Consider the following 19,274-nt stretch of genomic DNA (forward strand, 5'->3'; position numbering starts at 1 on the left):
GCAGACGCAGTCGTCTGGGCTTTCCTGACAGCCAATCTAGTCGTGAGGGGTGACCAGCCTCGATCCCGATAGCCTGGAGACCGAAGCGTATGGTCACGGGGGGATGATGGTTCGAGCACTTCTGCTCGGGGTTGGGACCTTTGAGAGCGTGATCGACGGCGAGTGGAGCCCCATGTCGGAGGGGTTGCGCCCGCTGCCATCGGTTGAACCGCAGGTGCGCGAACTCGCTGTGGTGCTTTCACGCTTCGACGGACTGAACGTCGGTGAACCGGTGATCGACGGGGACCGGGTCAGCATTGAGGAGAGCTGGCGGCAACTGCGGCACGATTCGGCGGGCGAGCCCCGTATCGTTCACTTTGCCGGTCACGGGGCCCTTCGTAGCCGCGTCTTGTACCTGCCCGTGCACGACAGCCGTCCGACCGACCTCCCGGAGTCGGCGATCGATGTAGGTCGATGGCTGAACGAGGTCGAACACAGCTCCAACCAGTCTCCCGTCCTGTTCCTGCTTGATGTTTGCGGTGCAGGGGCCGCGACGGACTACCAGCTGTTCCAGGACGTTCCCGAAGGCGATCGTAGGACCTGGGTAATTGCGGCCTGCACAGCGGACGAGAGCGCCTTTGACGCACGGTTCACCAAGGCAACGGCCCAAGCGCTGGATCGGCTCCGCTTGGGGCACTGGGACATTTCTCCGACTCTGTCCCACGTGCCGGTGGAGGCTGTCGCTGACGAGATCGCGCGGGAGCTGGTCCGCCTCGGCGAGGGGTATCCACAGACCGTGGTGCACTCGCCGCGCCGAGCCGCCTCGTTGCCGGTACCGGAGTTCTTCGCCAACCCGGCGTATAGCACTGACGGCTGGCAGCGGCTTCGGAGCCGACTGCGATTTGCAGTCCGGGAACTCGCGGCGGAGTTTGACCCCGGTCTGGACCCAGTCCACTTCCTCACCCGGGCGTCCGGCCGCCTGGACGACGCCGCTGCGATCACGGCCTGCCTCTTTACTGGGCGAACCCGTGAGCTGAGCCAGATTCGCTCCTGGTTGGCGAGCGACGACACCCTGTTGCTGGTCACCGGAAGCCCGGGGGCTGGAAAGTCGGCGCTTCTGGGGGTAACGGTCTTCCTGTCGCACAACCAGCTCGCCGAGCTGAGTGCCGGGCTGGTTGGCCGCATTCCTGCTCAGTACCGCCCGGAGCGTAGGTACCCGACTCTTGTCGCGGTCCATGCCCGGCACCGGAGTACGGACGAGGTGATCGCTTCGATCACGGCGCAACTTACTCCCGAGGACACGGCGCCGGCCGCCGCTAGCAGTGAGCCAGCTCTCGACCAGCTGAAACGCATCGCCCAGGACCTGTCAGAACCGGTAATACTCATCCTCGATGCCATTGACGAAGCCCTGGAGAGCGACCGCATCCTCCGCGATCTGCTACCCCAGCTCCTGCGCACGCTCCGCTCCGACGGCCGCCCCGCCTTCCGAGCGCTCGTTGGAATGCGCCCGCCGCAGACTGACGGCCACCGGTTCTGGGAAGCGCCCGGTGCCCGCCGGGTGGTGCTTGACCTGGACAGCTCTTCCAATGTCGAGGACCTTGCGAACGACCTCACGACCTACATCGCCGACATCCTGTACAGCGCACCCGGTTACAGCGACCAGGCCCTCCGCGAGTCCGTAGCCCATGCGGTTGCCACCGCGATCGCTCATAGCCGCAATCGCAGCACCTTCCTCGTCGCAGCACTCTTCGCCGACTTCCTGCGGGCCGGCGTGCCCCTGAAACCTGCCGAGGCGGTCGCCCGGCTACCGCAGAGTCTGCCGCACCTACTCGAACTGCATTTGCGGACCACAATGGACGGCGACCCGTGGATGCGGCACGTGATGGTGGGGCTGGCACAAGCGCGGGGCCAGGGTATGCCACTGGAGCTTGTGGCGGCAGCGGCCAGCGCTGCCGCCATGGCCGCAGGGCAGGGGCTTCGCCCGCTGACCCCGGGCGAAGCCCGCGAAAAGTTGGCCACCGCCCGCTTCTATCTACGGACGAACATCGACTCGGACGGACGTCAGCTCTACCGGTTCTTCCACGAGACGATCACCGAACACTTCCGGGACGCCGGGGCCGAACTCGACGGACTCACCGACAAGCTCTTCCACGAGCTATTGTCTGCCGTCCCCGGCCGGTGGGCCGCTGAGGGGCCTCGGTGGGACCTCGCTGCACCGTATCTGCTACGACACCTCATGGAGCATGCCGTCGCTGTGCCGGGCGGATCCGCAGTCGACCAGTTGTTCCTAGACCCGGAGTACCTAGTCCGCGCCGACCGCAACAGCATCTGGGAAGCCGTTCACAGGACGAAAACCCCCACGGCGCGGCGAGCCGGAGCCGCGTACCAGAAAGCATTCGGTCGTGGCAGCCGCTTCGGACAGGACGGATTGCTGGAGACACGGCGTGCGAGGCTTCATCAGAGCCTTGTGACCTACCGGGCGGCCGGACTGGCGCGCCATCTCGAAGACGAACATTCGGTGTTCCGCACACGCTGGAGTACGGGCTTGCCTGAGGAGGCTCTGCTTCACGTCATCACCAAGGACGAGTTGGGCACCACAGTGTCAGCCCTTGCCCTGGGAGCTGTCGATCGACGGCTCCTCGCTGTGTTCGGCGGCACCGACGGCTCCCTCCAAGCGTGGGACATCACACCGAGCCGAACCGGCGCAGTCCTCCGGTACTCCTCGACACTCCGGACAGACAGAGATGCCATCACTCACATGGTGATCGTGGATCTGGAGGAGCGGGTGGTCATTGCCTTGGTGACTGACCAGAACGTTCTGCGGCTGCACGATCTCGCCACTGGCGCGATCATTGCCGACGCGCACCTCGACGGCGCGGGGGTCTCGGCCCTGGCGGTCGCCGACACTGGGAATGAGGCCGTCCTTGTAGTTGGTCGGGGCAATGGTGACATCAGCCGGATCGGCCTGCTGGATGAGTCGTTCGGCACAACCCTCGACACCGTCAACGCCGGGGACATCACCATCTGCTCGCTACTCGCAGTGGAGTCTGCGGACGGTTCCCTCGCGATCCACTATGTTTGCGCCGAACCTCATGATGACGGACCGAGGGTGCTGCGCAAACTGGACGGGCGGCCCGTCTGCCTCACATCGGCCGGCGGGCTCCAAGCAGTGCGGATCCAGCGCACCGACGCGCTGGCCCCTCTGTTCTCCCTCGTCGCCTACACCCCCGGCATGTACGCGGTCCGGGCGAACGGTGACACCGTCCAGGTCGTCACACGCGCAGAGGACAGAAGGCTGGCGCTAGGAGATATCCGCCGCGTCGACCACTTTCAGCTCGCGCTGACCGCCCATCGCGACGGCAATGTGCGGGTGTGGGACCTCGACGTTTGCCCACGCTTCGGGCACGGCCAAAACCACTGGCACCCCGCCACAATGCTCGGCACCATCCGGCTGGGCGGCTCGGATCTCGCACTCAGCGCCGAACTCGTGTCCGGCACGATCAAGGCTTGGGACCTGAACACCGGCGCCGAGGATCGCGAATTGGCCGACCTGGGCAGGCTCAGCCATGCCACCACCGTAACGGCCAGCGACGCGTCCTACATCGTCACGGTGACCACGGAGAATGAGCTCGACACCTGGAATGTCCGTGAGGATGCCCTGGAGTCGACGGTCCGCCTCCCCTCCCCGGCCACCGCATTGGCCGCTGTGCCACACGGCGATTCGGTGTGGGCCGTGGTCGGCGGTGCCGACGGCGGTATCCATGTCTGGGACACGATCAAGGAGTCGCCTTCCCATCTCCTCGCCAGCGCGGAGGGGCCGGTCACAGAGCTGGTCGCAGGCGCCGTCGGCGGCGAGTCGCTCCTGATCAGCGTGCACAACGAGCACAGGGTCTGTCTCTGGTCCCTGGCTGACAGCACCCTGCGGCAAGCGCTCACGCTGGACCGGATCGGAGCGATCGCGATGCAGGGCGAGCGCCTGTTCGCTGCCGAGCAATCGTCGGACGACGATCAGGTGCGGATCTGGGACCTTGTGACGGCATCGCTCGTGGGTTCCGTCCCCGTGGCCGGCCCTCGGGTGATGACTGTCAGCCAAGTGAACGGCAGGCCAGTACTCGTGGCCGCTGCAAGCGAGACAGAGATCCAGGCATGGGATGCCGAATCCGGCGATCCACTCGGACCGCCGGCCCCAGTACCGGATCGAGTACACACGATCGCCCCCTACGAAAACGGCGTGCTGGTGGGCAGCAAGGCCGGCCATGTCACGGCGCTCAGGTGGGCCTGCTCCGAAACGGCGCCGGCGCTCCATCCGACGCGGCCGACCGTCCACGTCACCCACGTCCTAGCTTGGTTGCCGGGCGAACTGCTATGTGGCGATGCCCGCGCAGACGGGTGGGAGTTGTACACCGTCGACGAATGGGAGGGTGGACTGCCGCCTTCCTTCGGCCTGGTCTATGCCCGCCCCATCACTGCGACGACTGCCCAACTCCACGATGCTCTCGTCGACGTACTGACGCCCGAGGGATTTGAGGTCGTGCGGCTGGAGGCACACGTGTACGAGATCAGCAAGGTCGACGGCGTGACCACCGGCGGCCCGTGGCGGTTCCCGGCGTACTCCGTTCATTGTCACTTGGAGGAGGGACCAGAGCAGTGACGATCGTCGCAGTGCACGGCATCGGCAACCACCTGAGCGGCCGCTCGCCGGAACAGGCGGCCACCGAACTAGCAGGGCAGTGGCGGCTCAAACTTCAGCGTGGCTTCACGGCCGCCGGTCTGGGCGCCCACCGACTCCCTGCCCTACACGTCGCGTACTACGCTCACCACACCCACGCCGGGGAGCGGCAGGCCGTCGTGCCGGATGTACTTGCCATCGACGAACGAGAACAGTCCGTGGTCATCGCCTGGGCGCTGGCCCTGGGTTCACCCACCCTTCAGGAGCGGCAGGGACTGATTACTGCACCGCTGCGGCAGGTCTTGTCCTGGGTTTCCCGACGCCGCAACATCCCCATCGGGACGGTCATCCGGCTCGCCGTCCAGCTGGCGGGCGAGGTCCGCCGCTACCTCCATGTTCCGCAGGTACGGGCTGCCGCCCGATCCGCCGTGGCCGAGTCGATTCGGCGGGTGCGCCCCCGCGTGGTGCTGGCGCACTCCCTCGGCTCCGTCGTCGCGTACGAGGCCCTCCACGCTCACCCGGAACTGACCGTGGACTGCTTCGTGACGCTGGGCTCTCCCCTTGGCCTGCCGGGCGGGATTTTTGATCACCTGGTGCCCGCACCCATCGCCGATCGGGGTGCCCGACCTGCCGGGGTCCACTACTGGGTGAACCTCGCCGACACAGGTGACCTTGTAGCGATTCCCCGTCGGCTCGGCGATCGATTCCCCGTTGACCAGCACGCCGACACCCCGATTGGCCGTATCGACTTCCACACCCTCGGAGCGTATTTGTCCTCCCCGCTCACCGCTGCAGCGATTACTCCCTTCGTCCTCAACCCGACAAACCCGGACCAGATCGCCTGAGACTCTCGCCGGTCTGCGTCTTCAACGATCTAGCGTCGCAGGTAACGCCCCTGCATGCAGGAGCGTGCTCACCGTGCACGACTAGGTTCGCTGTCAAACGACCGGATTGATGTCAGAGGACGGTTCGCGGGGGGCAGACAGCAAAGATCCACGAATGACTGGCCAACGCGGCAGTGGCATGTGAACCTGGACGACCTTCTTGCAAAGCACCAGGTCAAAGAGGTGATTGCCCGTGACAGCGGCGTCCTCGGGTCCCGGATTCTCTACCACCGTCGAGGCTCTGCGGCTGCGTGAGTGGCTGCTCGGGCCGGGTCAGGCCACGGTCGTGATGGATCAGTTCTCCGCCGACGACTTCCGCCTAGTCGTCGACGACCGCGCGGACGTACACGTCAACTCGAAGGATGGATCCTTCTATCTCGGTTGGTTTCCGTCTGGCCGCCCTGGTACCGACGGCGAGGGGTGGAAGATCGCCGTCACCGGTACGGCCAAGGTGCGCGGCTACCAGACCTCCTTCGACACCGAGACGCCGGCGGACGTCGTCGCCGCAGTCGCTCGTGTGCTGGAGACGTCCCAGCGGGTGTGACAGTCAAAGGCTCGAGTCAGCGCTCTTGGGGGAGCCCGTCGTCTGATCTGTCTGTTGAGGGAGAGACGGGTGGCCCGGTTGTCTGCCACCCGTGGCCGCCGCGAAGCCGGCCCGGCACCTCCATCCAGTCGCACGCACCGCTGGCGGCATCAAGCCCCCGGCCCACAACCTCTTGGAGGCGTACCTGCATTCCGATTTCCCGATCGATCCACCTGCTTTGGCTGGTGTCACGTCCGCGTACTGGGTCGGTCCCCGGCACCTGGCCGGTGACGACGGCCGCCTGTACGACGCCGTCGCTGACACGCTCGCCGGCCTGGGTTGGACGAGCCTGACGATCGTCCGCGGGCGCCAGGAGCCGGACGAGGCGCCGGAGGACCGCCAGGTCCTGCGCAGCACCGTCCTGCACATCAGTCCCGACTCCCTGCGGTGGGCGCAGTGGGTCATGCCGGACGAGCCGTTCCACCTGGGGAACCTGCCGATCGCCTGGCAAGTGGCCGCTCGTACGGACCCGAGCAGCCCGCTCGCCCAGTGGTCGGCCTACTTCACCCCCGAGGTCCCGGGGGAGATCCTCGCCGGCTTCCTTGTCGCGCTCGACGCCCGCGATCAGCCCGCCCTGCCGTGCGGTGGGCCTGAGCTGGTCCTCGACGCTGTTACAGCGCACGGGTGGCTGCGCGGCGTCGACCAACCCGGCACAGGCGCGGTGGATCCAACGTTCGCCTCCCACGTCCGCCTCGGTGAGGTGCCGCCCCTCATCCAGGACGGCAACCTCCTGGCGCTGGTGGCTGAGGCGGACGAGGCGGCCTTGGCCGGGTGGCAGGCGTGGGCCGAGCCGGTGCTCGGCGCGGGCTACCTGTGGGCCGCGTCGTTCAGCAGCAGCGTGCCGCACGACCTCGTCGCCGCCTTCGCTGACTCCCTCAGCTCCAGCGCACCGGTCCTGCGCCGGGTGCTGCCGGAGAGCACACGCGACCGGCTCCTGCGCGCTCCAGCCAGCTGAGGGCCATCCAACGCATGGAAGCCGGGCCTCCCCTCGGGGAGGCCCGGCTTCGTGCTGCTGTGCCTTGGCCGGAGTCTGCGTGGCGTTACGGTCCGCGGTTACAGGGAGCGGTCCATGCTTCAGTCGCGGCGGCGCGCCGTACCGCTACCGCCTGAATGCCCATGGCTCTGTGTGTCAGAGGCTGGCTACGGGGAGCGCACTACCATGCTGGTCATGGGGGCCCCGGTCAGAAGGTGTACGGGGCGAAGGGACGGACTGGATCGACGATGAGCCCGAGGAGGCGATCGAGCTCGGCTCGCTCGTCCTCGTTCATGAGCTCGACGGCGTTGCCGAGCTTCTTCTCGGCGAGCCGCTCCATGAACGGGGCCAGGAACTGCTCCAGGGCATCCGGAGCTTCGTCCACCGTGCGCCGGTAGTCCCGGTATCGCTTGAGCTGAGACGCTATCTCTTCGAACTCGACGCGAGTGGCCCTGCGAACGAGGCCCTGCTCGTCCTTGCTGAACGGGCGTCCATCGAGGTGGTGCCACGTGTTGGTCTCACGCCGGCGCTTGAAGTCCGCGTCGCAGAGCAGGACGACGATCTCCGGTCGGGCTTGGGTCTTGGGCATGCGGGTGCTCCTCATGGGAGTGGGGTGGGTGGAGACATCAATGGTCCGGAGGATCGCCGTTTTGCCCAACCGGCGATCGTCGGCTATGTTGCATCGCTTTCCGGTCAGCGGCGGCGGCTGGAATGGTTCACGGTGCCCTGCGGCAGCGGCGTGCTGGGCGCCGAGAGCCCTTGGCGCCGACTGCCTGGGGCGGGCGTCTCGCGGGAGCTCTCGGGCAGGGCGGGCAGGTGGGCGCTGCGGCGCAGGCGCCAGACGAGGACGTCGCTGATGAAGGTGGCGGTGTCGAGCTCGCGCCGCCGGGCGGCTTCGGTCAGCAGGGCGCCCGGGTCATGGCCGGCTTTCCGCGCGTCGTCGAGGGTGGCGGCCAGGGCGGTCCAGCCGGGCTCGACCTGGACCCTTGCGGCCAGGTCTGGCAGCACCTCGCGCAGGAGGTCGGCTTGCCGCTGCCGAGCACGCAGGGCCAGACGTTGGCCTCGCTGGCGGAGGACGGCCATGGACTCGGCCGCAGCGGCTTGGTAGGCGGCGCGCAGGTGTTCGGCCGCCTGCTGGGCCGCTGCGGCCTGCTGGCTGTGATGCTTCTTCGCGTGCCAGTTCGCCGCGGCGATCGCGAGGAAGAAGGCCATGTCGATGAGCATGGCGGTGGTGGCGCCGTCTTCCCCGCGGCCCAGGGCGGGTCCGCTGTGGACGAGGTCGCGGGCGGCCTGACGCAGGGCGCGGTCGTGCCCGCGTACAGCCTTCACGTGGGAGCGGCTGGCACGCTCGAACACGAACGCCGCCTCGCGCAGCTCAGCGCGGGTGTGGGCGGCGGAGGTCTTGGCCAGCGCGTCCAGGACCTCACCCGCCGCGGCGATCTGGGCCGCTGCTGCACCGTCGTCACCGTTATCGATGATCAGCAGCGCCTGCCAGGTAGCGGCGGTGGCCCGATGCCGCGCGAACGCGGGACCTGTCACGTCCGGCAGGACCGGCTGCTCCGGCCGCGAACCGTCCGCCGAGGCTGCGGCCTCCCCGGGCAGGGTCCAGCGTTCGCGGATGCGGGGCAGGGACAGATCGGCTGCGAGCGTGGAACCCGCGTAGAACACCGGCTCCTTCTCACCGTTGCGGTCATCGGGCAGCGCGACCTTGTAGCCGAGCAGATCACCTGAGGGCGCGACGCGCTTGCGGATCAGCAGACCGGCGGCGGCCAGGCGGTCGAAGAACTCCTCCTCGCTGCTCGCGCCGGCCACCGCGCGCCGTACGGTCTCCCGCAGCTCCTCGCGTGCAGGGCGCTCCCTGCCCTGTCGTTCGGCCTTGTGCCGTTCCGCGCTGGTGGCCCGCTTGGCGGCGGTGCTGTCCCCGGGCGCGACTTGGTGCAGGCCGAGTTCCTTTTCGATCAGGCGGCACTCGGCCTGGGCGCGTTTGCCGGAGCGGTGGTGGTCGGGGCGGCGGCCGTCCTCGCGGACGAGGGTAGCGATGATGTGGATGTGGTCGTCGGCGTGACGGACGGCTGCCCAGCGGCAGCCGGCGCCGTCGCCGGGGTCGATGCCGGTGGCGGCGACCATACGGCGGGCGATGTCGCCCCACTGCTCGTCGGACAGGATCGGATCGTCAGGCGCGGCGCGCACCGAGCAGTGCCAGACGTACTTGTCGGGACGCCGGTCCGCGTCGAGCAGGGACAGCGTTTGGTCGAGGAGGTGCTGGAGGTCCTTCTTCGTGACCGAGGGGTCGCGGCCGGGGTCGGGGGCCATGCCGTCGAAGGAAGCGACAAGGTGCGGATCGATGTGCTCCTCGTGGGTGCCCTTGCCGTACAGGTAGTGCAGGAGCCCGAGGGCGTTGCTGCCCTGCTGGTGGATCCGAGGGATCAAGCCGCCTCGCCCTCCTGCCCGTTGGCAACCCTGTCGGCTGCCCGCTGGACGGCCTGTGCGGCACGCTGCAGATCGTCGAGGGCAGCGGCGAAGTGCGGTGCGTCGGCACCGGAGTTGAGGGCCTTGGCGATCTGGTTGACGTTGCCACCCGCCCAGCCGAGCTGACGGCGCACACCGAACAGGGCAGTCAGGATGTCCCGCTCGGTGGCGATGGCCGCTGCGGTGCGGGACTGGTCGCGGGCAGCGGCCAGCGCGGAGTGGGCCATGAACCCGGCCACGCTCATGCCGACGTGGTCGGCGCCGGACTGGATGATGGCGAGTTCTAGCTCGTTGAGGCGGACGCTGTGAGCGGGGCGCTGCTTCTTGTCACGCGGACGCGACTTCCCCCTCCTGGCCTTGCCCTTGCGGCTGGCCTTGCCTGGCTGCGGTCCGCCCCCGGTCGCAGCCTTCCCGTCCGGCGCCCCCTGGCGCCGGACGGGCCCCGCCACCCCCGGGGCGGGGTCAGGCTCGGGCGCTCCCCCTGCGGGGGAGTGTCCGGACCTCCAACTTGCTCCGCCTGGGGCAGGGGTGATCGGCAGCGATTCACCGTGGGTGGTGGGGTCTTCGTGGTGAGGGGTGTGCATGGGGCCTTTCGGGTCGGGGTCTGGTCGGGAGTGCTGGTGCTGCGGGGATCAGCGGGACGCAGTACCGGCTACGGCTTTGAGCTGGGCCTTGAACTCGCGGACGACTCGTCCGACGCCGTCGCTGGAGACGGTGTAGCCGACGGCGCGCAGGGCGTCCTCGACCCGGTCGCGTCCGACGCTGCCGGTCTCCTCGTAGATGCGGCGAGCGTGCTTGAGGATGACCTCGTCGGAGGCACGGGCTTTGCCGACGTCACGTTTCTTCCGGGCAGCCGCCTTCCGTTCACGCCTGCCCGACCCGTTGCCCGCGCTGTTGCCCGTCGGTGCTGGGCTGTCTTCGGCTTCTGCGCGGGCGGGCAGCCCGGGAACCGGGCGGGCAGGCTGCGGGCGGGCAGCCGGAGGGAGCTCGTCGTCACCCGGATCTGACGGGTGCGGGCGGGCAGTTTCCTCTGCCCGCGGCAGTTGTGCCGTGCGGCCGGAGCGCAGGCTGCTGTGCTCGGATTCCCGGGCGGGGTTGGAGGCCGGGACTTCCCAGCGCGGCGGGAGCGCGATGGAAGCGAGGCCGAGGGCCTGCTTGCGGGTGGCGAGCTTGCGCAGCAGCAGCTTGTCCTGGAGCGGGTCGCTGTCGACGTCGGCCCGCTCCAGGGCCTCGTGCAGGCGCTCTGTCAGACGTCGGCCCCGTCGCTTGCCGCGCTGGCGGTCGGTCATCGACTCGGCGCGCAGGATCAGGGCGACGGCTTCGCTCAGCGCGCGGTCGCGGATGAGGCGGGCGGCATCGGCGTCCTGGTCGGCGATGCCGAGCCGGGCCAGGAGGCGTTCGCGAGCCTGGCGAACGAGGATGGCGGCCAGGCCGCGTGAGGCGGCGTCGGGGGTGCGGTGGCGCAGCTCGATGCCCATGGCCAGGTGCCACAGCATCGCGGCCATGACTGGGCCGACGAAGGCTCGCACGGTGCCGCCGACCGGCCCGGACTCTGCGTAGGCGGGCAGAACCTGTACGGCGGTGATGACCCACGTGAGGCTGCCGGGCAGGCCGGGAGCCTGCTTCGGGCCGTTGAGGTTCTGCCGGGCCATCAGGGCGGTGGCGAACAGGGCCAGCTCGGCGGCGGCGAACATCGCGACGCGCTCGGCGGTGCCGCCCATGCCGAGGTAGTCGGCGGCGAACCGCCAGCTGGTGTCCGCGCTGTACGCGGTGCAGCCGAGCGCGGCCACGGCCGCGACCGGCACCGCGGCGGTTCCACGCCAGCGGTTGGTGTGATGCCGTCGGAGGCGCTGCTGGCGGATCAGCCACGCGGCGAGCAGGCCGAGCACCACGGGCGGGATGAGGAGCGCCACGCTCATCACCGGGGAGGTGGCCCAGTCAGGAAGGAGCGGCGTGCCGCTGATCCGTATGGCGAGGGGGACGGGGCTGAGAGGAAGCAGGAGGGGGCTCCAAGGCGTCGAGGATTGAGGGCGAAGGGCGAATCGACGGAGCGCTGAGCAACCGCCTACGCGAGTGGCTGGCGCGGGCAGGGCTGGTGTGAGCGAGGGTGATGCGGCGGGTCGGCCAGGAGAGGGCGCTGAGGCGGCCAGTCAGGCGGCGGGCGCTGTGCGGCGTCGCCTGTCGGGGCCGTCGAGGATGACGCGCTCCGTCATCTCGGCGAGGCGGGAGGCAACGCGGTCACCGAGGGTGACGCGCAGCTGCTCCATCGGAAGGTTGGTGGTGATGAGGGTTGGGAGCATGCGCTCGTACCGGTGGTTGATGAGCCGGTAGGTCAGCTCCTCGGTCCACTCGCTGGTCTTGGCCGCGCCGAGGTCGTCCAGGAACAGCAGCGGGCAGCGCGCCAGGGTCTGTAGGTCACGTTCGGCGTCGTGGCCGGCGCGTGGGCGCAGGCGCGCGTGGAAGTCGGCGGTGGTGGTCGCTTCCCAGCGCAAACGAACCCCTCGGGCGAGCAGGGTGCGGATGGCCCCGTACGCCTGGTAGGTCTTGCCCGTGCCCGTGGGGCCGGCGATCAGCAACGACGGGCCCTCGGCGATGCCCGGCCCGCCGGGGCCGGGGCGTCCGGCGCGGGCGATCTCGTCGGCCCAGGCGGTGATCTTCGGGTGGTCGGCCAGGGCTCGGCGGTACCGGGCGGGGATCCTGGCGTCGGCGAGTTCCAGCGCGGTGACGGGTTCGGCGTGCCCTTCTTCCACGGCGGCGGTGGCGAGGTCGATGCCTCGACTGGCAAGGATGCCGTTGAGCCGGTCGGCGAGCGGGCCGACCCGGTGGGGCTCGCGGGTGAGGGTGGCGGTCAGAGGTCACCTCCGTAGGCGGCTTCGACATCGGCGGGGTTTGTCCACGCCCTGTGGACAACCGGCGCGGTGGGGGCCGCGTTCATGGCCTCGTGCACGAGGCTCGGCAGAGTGCTGGGGTGCAGGCCCTTGGCGCGGTGCCGTTCCAGGCCGGCCCGGATGTGGGCGGGGGCGATGCCCTCGCCGAGCAGCTTGCGCACCTCGCGAGCGAGATGGCCCAGGACGTCCTTGGGCGGACGGTGTGCGCAAGCGGCGGCGTACTCGGCGATGAGCTCGTTGGCCGAGACGGCGTGGGGTGCGGGGGCGCTCGCGCCCCCCGAAGGGGTATTTCCTAGATCCATGGTCCTAGGTCCTAGATCCGGACGCTGAGGCGTCACCGCTCCCTCACTGAGCCCTCCCCGCCGTCTCGCGGAGGACTCACAGAAGTCGCTCTGACCTGCTGTTTCGTCATCGGTGACCGGATTCACCGCAGGCTCGCGTATTCGCCCGGAGTCCTCACGGAGGGCTCCGTGAGGCTGCGGTGCGGGCTCCATGACGCCCACTCCCGCAGCCGACGCATCGACGCCGGGCGCGGTGCGAGCCTGCGTGTCGTGGTGCGGGCAGGCTGGAAGACGGCTCGCGCTGGGACGATTGATCTTCTGATGCTGCCGCCAGGTGACGATGTGCAGGTAGCGCTTGTCGCCCGGGCCCTTGTAGCGGCATATCAGTCCGGCGTCGGCGAGCTGGGCGAGGTCCTGCTCGACAGCGCCAGGCGTGTGTTCCGGGCGCAGGACCCACAGCTGCCCGGCGGTGATCGCGGCGTGGTCGCGGTGGCGCCCCTGGTCGTCAGCCTGGGTGAGCAGGCCGAAGAAGGTGCGCTCGGCGGTCAGGGAGACGGCGGCCAGGGACTCGGAGACGAAGGCTTCCGGTTTGATGGTGCGGATTCGTGCCAAGAGGGGCGGTCCTCACTCGGTGGCCGGTGGGCTGGGTGCCCACGGTTCACCGTTGGTCGGGGCGGGTCGGGGCGGGTCGGGCGTGAAGGGCGGGGATGTCTGGCCGTTGACGCGGGAGCGTTGATGGCCGCTCGCGCTTTCCGGGGTGTCGTCAACATAGCCACACCCAGGTCGCGCAAGTCCAGCCCTATCCGGCGCAATCTCTCACGGCAGAAATGCCGCTGGAAATCGAGTCGGCGAGGGCGGTGCGAAAAAGGTAGGGCACGATCGGCGGTTGACCAAATAGTTGCCCCGCATCCCGAGCCAGAAGGATCACATCGGCAATCCGTTGACGTCCCGCGAGCGACGAAGCTACAACACAACACCCCACGTCAGAGAGGCTCTCTGGTGTTGGGGCCCGTTCGGGGATCCGGCTCTGCACAGCACCCCGATCGCCTCGCTCACCGATTGAGCGCGGCGCAACATAGCCGACGATCGCCGGTTAACCAAACCGGCGAATGCACGCTACAACTGGAGCCATGGCAGCACGATCTCTGGAAATAGGGCCCGCAGGAATGCTGGCTGCTCGCACCATCGAAATCCTTCGCACGGAACGCAACCTTGGGCAGCGCCAACTCGCCGCGCGGTGTACCGCTTTGGGCCGTCCTATGTCCAACACGATGCTGTCCCGCATCGAACTCGCCAAGCGGCGATGCGATATCGACGACCTCGTCGCCATCGCCGCAGCCCTGCAGGTGTCACCCGCCGCCCTCCTCTAGGGGCCGGGCGCCGCCTGAGCCGCCCACGCAGCCCTCCCCGACTTCCCGACCAGGAGCCGCCCCCTTGCGCCGATCCACGCCCGCGCTCGTCCCCCACGGGCCGTCCGACGCCCCTCCGCCCCGCCTCTACTGCCCCGAGGAGATCGCCGACACCCTCGGATGCTCGGCCTGGTGGGTCAAGGACCGCGCGCGACGTCGCCTGATACCGCACACCCGGGTCGGCCGTGCCTACCGCTTCACCGCCGAGCACCTCGCCGAGATCATCCGCCTCTACGAGCAGCGGCCGGCCCAGCCTGCGCAGGCAGTCGCACGGGTGACCGAGCCGCTCTCCGAGCCCGGTGCGCAGACCGGCTCCGGGCAACCTCGCCGCCCTGTCGTTGCGCCGGCGACCCGTCTGCGGGGCCGCCCGCCGCGTCGACAGCAGCAGTACGGCACTGTCGCGTGACCCGATCGCATCTGCCGTAGCCGAGGACAAGGAAGAGGGGGAGAGCGGGACTTGGGTTTCGCGGAGAAGCGCGGAAATTACTGGCGCGGCCGGTACAAGGTCGCGCCCGGCAAGCACAACACGGTCGTCGACGAGAACGGCAAGGCGATCAGGTTCGCCACCAAGGGCGAGGCCCAACGGGCAGCGGCCGAGGCCGAGAACAAGTACCGTCGCGGCGACTGGCGCGACCCGGCCCTCGGCCAGGAGACCTTCGGCGAGTACGCGAACCGCTGGTACGAGGCCCAGGACCTGGCCGCCTCGACCATGCAGAACTACAAGCGCCACATCGAGGAGCACCTCCTCCCCGAGTTCGAGGACAAGGCGCTCGCCGGCATCCTGCGCACGGACGTCGACCTGTGGGAGAAGAAGGAGAAGGCCCTCTACGCGGCGTCCAGCGTCAAGACCTGGCGCTCGACGCTCCACCTGATCTTCGAGGACGCGATCGACGAGGGCCTGATCACGTCCAACCCGGCCGCAAGGCGGCGCGGACGGGGCAAACGCGCCGGCCGCTCCCGAGACCGTGGTCCGGAGAAGGTGGTCACCGACGCGCTCGGCATTCTGCTGACCGCCGAGCGAGCTGCCCTGCTCTCCGGCCGCGACGACGAGTTCGTCGCCGTGGTCCTCAAGGGGTACACCGGCATGCGCTGGGGCGAGATCGTCGGCCTGGAGACCGCGTTCGTCCGCCCTGGAGCCGTCCGGGTCGAGTGGCAGCTGTACGAGCTCGACACGGGCGAGCTGGTGCGCTGCCCGCCGAAGGACGACAGCTACCGCACCATCGACTCGATGGACTGGCTGTCCGCGCTGGTCGCCAACCACATCGCCCGCACGAAGCCCAAGCCATGCCCCTGCCACGGCAAGACCTACGTCTTCCGAGGACAGGGCGCGGCCCGTGCCGGTGGCCACCAGGGCGCGAAGCTCGTCGACGTCGCCCGCCGTGCCGGCGTCTCGACCGGCACGGTGTCCAACGTCCTCAACCACTCGGAACGCGTCACCGAGGCCACGCGAGAGAAGGTCGAGCAGGCCATCGCGGACCTCCGGTTCGTCCGGGGCGGCGTCGTGCCGGAGCATGCCGCCCACTGGCGCAGGAACGGTTTCGCGACCTGGTTGTTCACGCCGGCGGTCTCCGGCTGGTACCCGAAGAAGGCGCCGCAGGAGCCACGGCCGGTGCCCTTGCTCGGCGAACCGTGGCCCGGCGTCCCGGTCCGGGGACGGGGTGCCAGCGATCGGGCTGACGCCTGCTGGCTCCCGATAGCCAAGGGGCTCACGCCCCATGGCCTTCGCCACACCCACCGGACGATGATGGAGGACTTGGGAACCGAGAAGGTGCTCATGGACGAACGCATGGGCCACATCGACGGCTCCGTCTCCGCGCGGTACGCCCACGTCACCCCAGGCATGCGGAAACGCCTCATGCTTGGCTTGACCGAGCAGTGGGAGGCGGCGCTCGACGCCCGACTGGTGATGTATCCGACGTCACCAGTGCGCGTGCTAAACGATCTACTGCGCTCGCGCGCGCTCGTCGCCCGATAACCCCATGAGGCCCTGCAGCGGTGCTGCAGGGCCTCGCCGTCATTACCAGGATCACGCGGTCCGTTCATTGAATTGAGCCGCAGCTTGTCCACCCAAGCCCATTGCGGGCGCATGGAAGCCGTCCGGTGTTCGGCGTCCGTGTCGAAAGCTGAGCCTCGCGGGCAAGGAAGCCGGCAGCGCAGAAGTCTCTGGACGGAATCGGATCAAAAAGCCTTGAGAGGCGGGCTGACCAGGAAGCGGGCAAGTCGGCCTAGTCAGTGGGGTGCAGACGTCGGCAGTGTGCCCCCGCCTGGGAAGTAGCCCCGGAGCGAGTGAGCCTGAGACGATCGAGGCATCGACGCGGGCGGACGTAGCCCAAGTTCCTGCGTGGGCAGCGCAGTTGAACTGTCGAACCTCCGAACTCACTTCTGGAGCGGCAGTATGTCCAGTTCACCTTCGAGCGACAGTGACTTCGCCACAGTCATCTTCTGTTTCACGGGTCACCGCCAAGAACGGTGGACTGCGCCGCCGGTGCTGGTCGTGATCGTCGTACTCGTGTGGGCGCTGGCTGCTCATGCTGGTCCTGACCGAGTGGTTCCGGGCACCGTCGCAGTACTAGCCGCAGCCCTGGCCGACTTGCTGGTCGGTCGTCGTTCTGCATGTGCCTGGGCGCAACAGGGCAGGTAATCGTGGGCCGGCGCGCCAAGGGCCCCGACGTGGGTGCGGGGCCCCGACTGCTTGAGCTGGTGAAGTACCTGCGTGAGCTCAAGGCCACCAGCCGCCTCACTTACCGCGAGATGGCGGGGCGTACGGGGCCAAAGCCGTATTACTGCGGTGCTTCGACGCTCAGCCAAGCAGTAACCGGTGCTCGACTTCCCCGGCTTCAGGTTGTGGAAGCCTACGCTCGCGCAGCTGGTAGCCGCGCCGACCAGGAGGCGCGTCAGCGCCGTGTGGGACGAGCGCGTCAACTGTGGAAAGCTGCGGCCATTGAGCAGGCGCGTCCCCTCCGGGCAGGCCGTGGGCGCCGGCTCCGACAGATCCGTACGTCAGAGGCACTCGGCCAGGGCCTAGCGAGGCTCCGCGCGCGTGCAGGCCAGCCGTCACTGCGTGAGATCGAACGGGAGACCGCTGCTAGTGGCCACCGCGTCCCGCGATCGACGTGCCAGTTGATCTTGGCTGGCCGCGTCCTGCCCACCTCGGAGCAGCTGGCTGCCCTCCTGAACGCCTTCGCTGTCACCGAAGCTGCTTCCTTGGGCTGGCGTATCGCGCTTAATCGCATTGTGACGGGCATGTACCCAGTGCCGACCTGGCCTGCTGGGTGTGTGTGCCCGGACGGGGACCCCTCCGTAATTGGGTTCCTGGAACGTCGTGATCGCGACGAGAGGATCAAACGAAAGACTGGGCAACTCCGCCAGGACGAGGACTACGACGAATGGCTGGAGGCGCGTGCGGCCAGGGCGTTCCACCGGCGCCGATGGGACTATCTGGACGAGGATGAGCTGGATCACTTTGAGCGGGTGGATGGCCCACCTTGCTCGACGGGTCTGATGGCATTGCGGAAGGCCGCCAGCAAGCAGTGATCGAGTAGGGTAGCCACGGACGCTGGGGAGCCAGTTCCGGAAGTCGGCTCCCAAACGGCTCCCAAAACGACCCCCGGAACCACTCAGGGGCCCGACCCGCTAAGCGGATCAGGCCCCTGACCTGGTACTACGGCGTCGGGGTGGCGGGATTTGAACCCACGACCTCTTCGTCCCGAACGAAGCGCGCTGCCAAGCTGCGCTACACCCCGATGTCACTGCTTGTCGCGGCGACGACGTTTACTTTAGCCCACCGGGGGCCTGAGACGAAATCCGGTTTTCGTGCGGCGGCGGACCGGGTTCGGGCGGGCGTGGTCGAGGGCCACCAGGAGGAGGGCGAGGGCGTAGAAGGAGAGGCCCAGGAGGAGGGCGTTTGCCAGGACGTGTTTGTAGCCGTGCCGTCCGACGTCCAGGAAGGCGTACAGGTACCGGTGCGCGGAGCGCGCCGGGAGCAGTTCGCCGCGGGCCAGGGAGAAGGCCAGGTAGGCCAGGGGGTAGAGCAGCCAGGGCGCGGCTTGTCGCAGGTGGAGGCGGGCCGGGGTGGTCAGTACGAGCCAGTCCAGGAGGACGGCGACGGGGATCACTGTGTGGAGGAGCCGGCCGGCCACCGACTGCCAGAGCGGGTGGGTGCCGGGGGAGTCCGTGATCGCGAACGGCGGGGACGCCTCGGTCAGCAGCAGGTGGTAGACCAGTGCCGCCATGCTGACGTAGAGCACGGCCGCGCCGGTCAGGGCTGCCGGTGCGGGGCGGCGGGCGGTCCAGGCCCTGCGGGCCGAGAGGGCGAGGGCCAGGACGAGCACGAGGGTGCTCTGGATCGCGAAGTGGCTCAGGACGTGCAGCGGTGGGCCGACGATCATCTCGGCGGTCACCGCTGCCGCAGCCACCGCAGCGACCAGGAGGCGGTAGACCGCTGCCCATGGGTGGCGCACGGGCGTCACGACAGCGGTCGCGGGGACGACGTAGGGCGCCAGTGCCGTGATGCCCGGGATCGCGGGGAGATCCGGGATGTCTCGGGGGATCGAGGGCGTCGCGGGCGCCGCGGGTATGGCCTGGGCCACGGGAGTGGCAGGTGTGGCCGGCGCTGCTGCCGGTGTGGCGGGGGCCGAGTCCGGCGGGGGTGCCGGGGGTGGCGACGGTATCGGAGGTATCGGCGCGGTCATGCCCTCACCGTAGGAAGTGCGGGCGTAATGGGCGATGTGGGTGGTCTATGTGGGTTACGGGCGGATTGTCTGGTGTCCGTCGGGTGGAGTGCGTTCCGGGTGGCTCCGGTTGCCGGGGCGGGTTCCTTGGGTGGGTCCCCGGAGCGGGTCCCTTGCCGGGGAACTCCTTGGTGGGTTACTTGCGGAGAGCCCCTGAGATTCGGCGCGCCCCCTCGTTCTGGGTGCCCCTCGGGGCAGCCGCAGGCGCGTATCCGGCACCTCCGCGCGCCGCGCCCCGGGTGCCATGCAGGGCGGCCCTCCGGCGACCCTCCCCGGGCATTCCCTCCAGGGCGCCTTTCCAGGCGCCTCCGCCCCAGGCGTCCCGCTCACCACGGCCCAGGCGCCCCGCCCCCGCTGCCCTCCGCCCACAGGGCCCTGCCTCCCGGCTGCCCAGGCTGCCCCCGCCACC

15 protein-coding genes, 1 tRNA gene and 1 pseudogene are annotated in these 19,274 nt (G+C 69.0%); 9 read left to right on the forward strand and 8 right to left on the reverse strand.

Annotated elements, in window-relative coordinates; genetic code table 11:
• Window positions 1-49 precede the first annotated feature (49 nt).
• From ABZ719_RS13060 to ABZ719_RS13075, 4 genes are all read left to right on the forward strand, one after another.
• A complete protein-coding gene (locus ABZ719_RS13060) occupies window positions 50-4,630 on the forward strand; it encodes an NACHT and WD repeat domain-containing protein (protein WP_366725270.1) in 4,581 nt (1,526 codons plus the stop codon).
• Window positions 4,627-5,493: a serine peptidase gene (locus ABZ719_RS13065; protein WP_366725271.1), complete on the forward strand. Its 867-nt coding sequence runs from the start codon at window positions 4,627-4,629 to the stop codon at window positions 5,491-5,493. Before ABZ719_RS13060 ends, ABZ719_RS13065 begins: the two co-directional genes overlap by 4 nt.
• A gap of 232 nt (window positions 5,494-5,725) precedes the next feature.
• Complete coding sequence (locus ABZ719_RS13070) at window positions 5,726-6,076, forward strand: DUF317 domain-containing protein (protein WP_366725272.1); 351 nt, start codon at window positions 5,726-5,728, stop codon at window positions 6,074-6,076.
• Window positions 6,077-6,248: 172 nt separating this feature from the next.
• Window positions 6,249-7,070, forward strand: a complete 822-nt coding sequence (locus tag ABZ719_RS13075) for a DUF317 domain-containing protein (RefSeq protein WP_366725373.1) — start codon at window positions 6,249-6,251, stop codon at window positions 7,068-7,070.
• Window positions 7,071-7,296: 226 nt separating this feature from the next.
• On the opposite strand, the gene ABZ719_RS13080 is transcribed toward ABZ719_RS13075, so the two are convergent.
• The 6 genes from ABZ719_RS13080 to ABZ719_RS13105 form a co-directional block, all read right to left on the reverse strand.
• Window positions 7,297-7,677: a hypothetical protein gene (locus ABZ719_RS13080; RefSeq protein WP_366725273.1), complete on the reverse strand. Its 381-nt coding sequence runs from the start codon at window positions 7,675-7,677 to the stop codon at window positions 7,297-7,299.
• Between the two features lie 104 nt (window positions 7,678-7,781).
• Window positions 7,782-9,518, reverse strand: a complete 1,737-nt coding sequence (locus ABZ719_RS13085) for a relaxase/mobilization nuclease domain-containing protein (protein WP_366725274.1) — start codon at window positions 9,516-9,518, stop codon at window positions 7,782-7,784.
• Window positions 9,515-10,006 carry a plasmid mobilization relaxosome protein MobC gene (mobC, locus tag ABZ719_RS13090; RefSeq protein WP_030606431.1) on the reverse strand — a complete coding sequence of 164 codons (492 nt, stop codon included), beginning with the start codon at window positions 10,004-10,006 and terminating at the stop codon, window positions 9,515-9,517. The genes ABZ719_RS13085 and mobC overlap by 4 nt, the downstream gene beginning before the upstream one ends.
• A gap of 183 nt (window positions 10,007-10,189) precedes the next feature.
• Window positions 10,190-11,476 (reverse strand): hypothetical protein, encoded by a 1,287-nt coding sequence (locus ABZ719_RS13095; RefSeq protein ID WP_366725275.1) that lies wholly within the window; start codon window positions 11,474-11,476, stop codon window positions 10,190-10,192.
• Between the two features lie 231 nt (window positions 11,477-11,707).
• Entirely contained in the window at window positions 11,708-12,409 is a 702-nt protein-coding gene (locus tag ABZ719_RS13100; protein ID WP_366725374.1) for an ATP-binding protein, read from the reverse strand.
• A complete protein-coding gene (locus tag ABZ719_RS13105; RefSeq protein WP_366725276.1) occupies window positions 12,406-13,338 on the reverse strand; it encodes a hypothetical protein in 933 nt (310 codons plus the stop codon). Before ABZ719_RS13105 ends, ABZ719_RS13100 begins: the two co-directional genes overlap by 4 nt.
• Window positions 13,339-13,856: 518 nt before the next feature.
• On the opposite strand from ABZ719_RS13105, the gene ABZ719_RS13110 reads away from it, so the two are divergent.
• The 5 genes and pseudogenes from ABZ719_RS13110 (at window position 13,857) to ABZ719_RS13130 (ending at window position 17,669) form a co-directional block, all read left to right on the forward strand.
• Window positions 13,857-14,096: a helix-turn-helix transcriptional regulator gene (locus ABZ719_RS13110; protein ID WP_366725277.1), complete on the forward strand. Its 240-nt coding sequence runs from the start codon at window positions 13,857-13,859 to the stop codon at window positions 14,094-14,096.
• Between the two features lie 64 nt (window positions 14,097-14,160).
• Window positions 14,161-14,541 carry a helix-turn-helix domain-containing protein gene (locus tag ABZ719_RS13115; protein WP_366725278.1) on the forward strand — a complete coding sequence of 127 codons (381 nt, stop codon included), beginning with the start codon at window positions 14,161-14,163 and terminating at the stop codon, window positions 14,539-14,541.
• Between the two features lie 51 nt (window positions 14,542-14,592).
• Window positions 14,593-16,110, forward strand: coding sequence for a LacI family DNA-binding transcriptional regulator (locus tag ABZ719_RS13120; protein ID WP_366725279.1), 1,518 nt, complete (start codon window positions 14,593-14,595; stop codon window positions 16,108-16,110).
• Window positions 16,111-16,748: 638 nt separating this feature from the next.
• A pseudogene (locus ABZ719_RS13125) lies at window positions 16,749-16,997 on the forward strand (helix-turn-helix domain-containing protein); the annotation flags it as partial.
• Between the two features lie 342 nt (window positions 16,998-17,339).
• Window positions 17,340-17,669 carry a hypothetical protein gene (locus tag ABZ719_RS13130; RefSeq protein WP_366725381.1) on the forward strand — a complete coding sequence of 110 codons (330 nt, stop codon included), beginning with the start codon at window positions 17,340-17,342 and terminating at the stop codon, window positions 17,667-17,669.
• A 135-nt stretch (window positions 17,670-17,804) separates the two neighbouring features.
• Here ABZ719_RS13130 and ABZ719_RS13135 read toward each other — a convergent pair.
• Both ABZ719_RS13135 and ABZ719_RS13140 read right to left on the reverse strand, forming a co-directional pair.
• Window positions 17,805-17,878: transfer RNA gene (locus ABZ719_RS13135), tRNA-Pro, on the reverse strand.
• A gap of 33 nt (window positions 17,879-17,911) precedes the next feature.
• Window positions 17,912-18,724, reverse strand: a complete 813-nt coding sequence (locus ABZ719_RS13140; protein WP_366725280.1) for a Pr6Pr family membrane protein — start codon at window positions 18,722-18,724, stop codon at window positions 17,912-17,914.
• Window positions 18,725-19,274: the final 550 nt, after the last annotated feature.

The organism is Streptomyces sp. NPDC006743 (assembly GCF_040703815.1).
Taxonomy (GTDB): Bacteria; Actinomycetota; Actinomycetes; order Streptomycetales; family Streptomycetaceae; genus Streptomyces.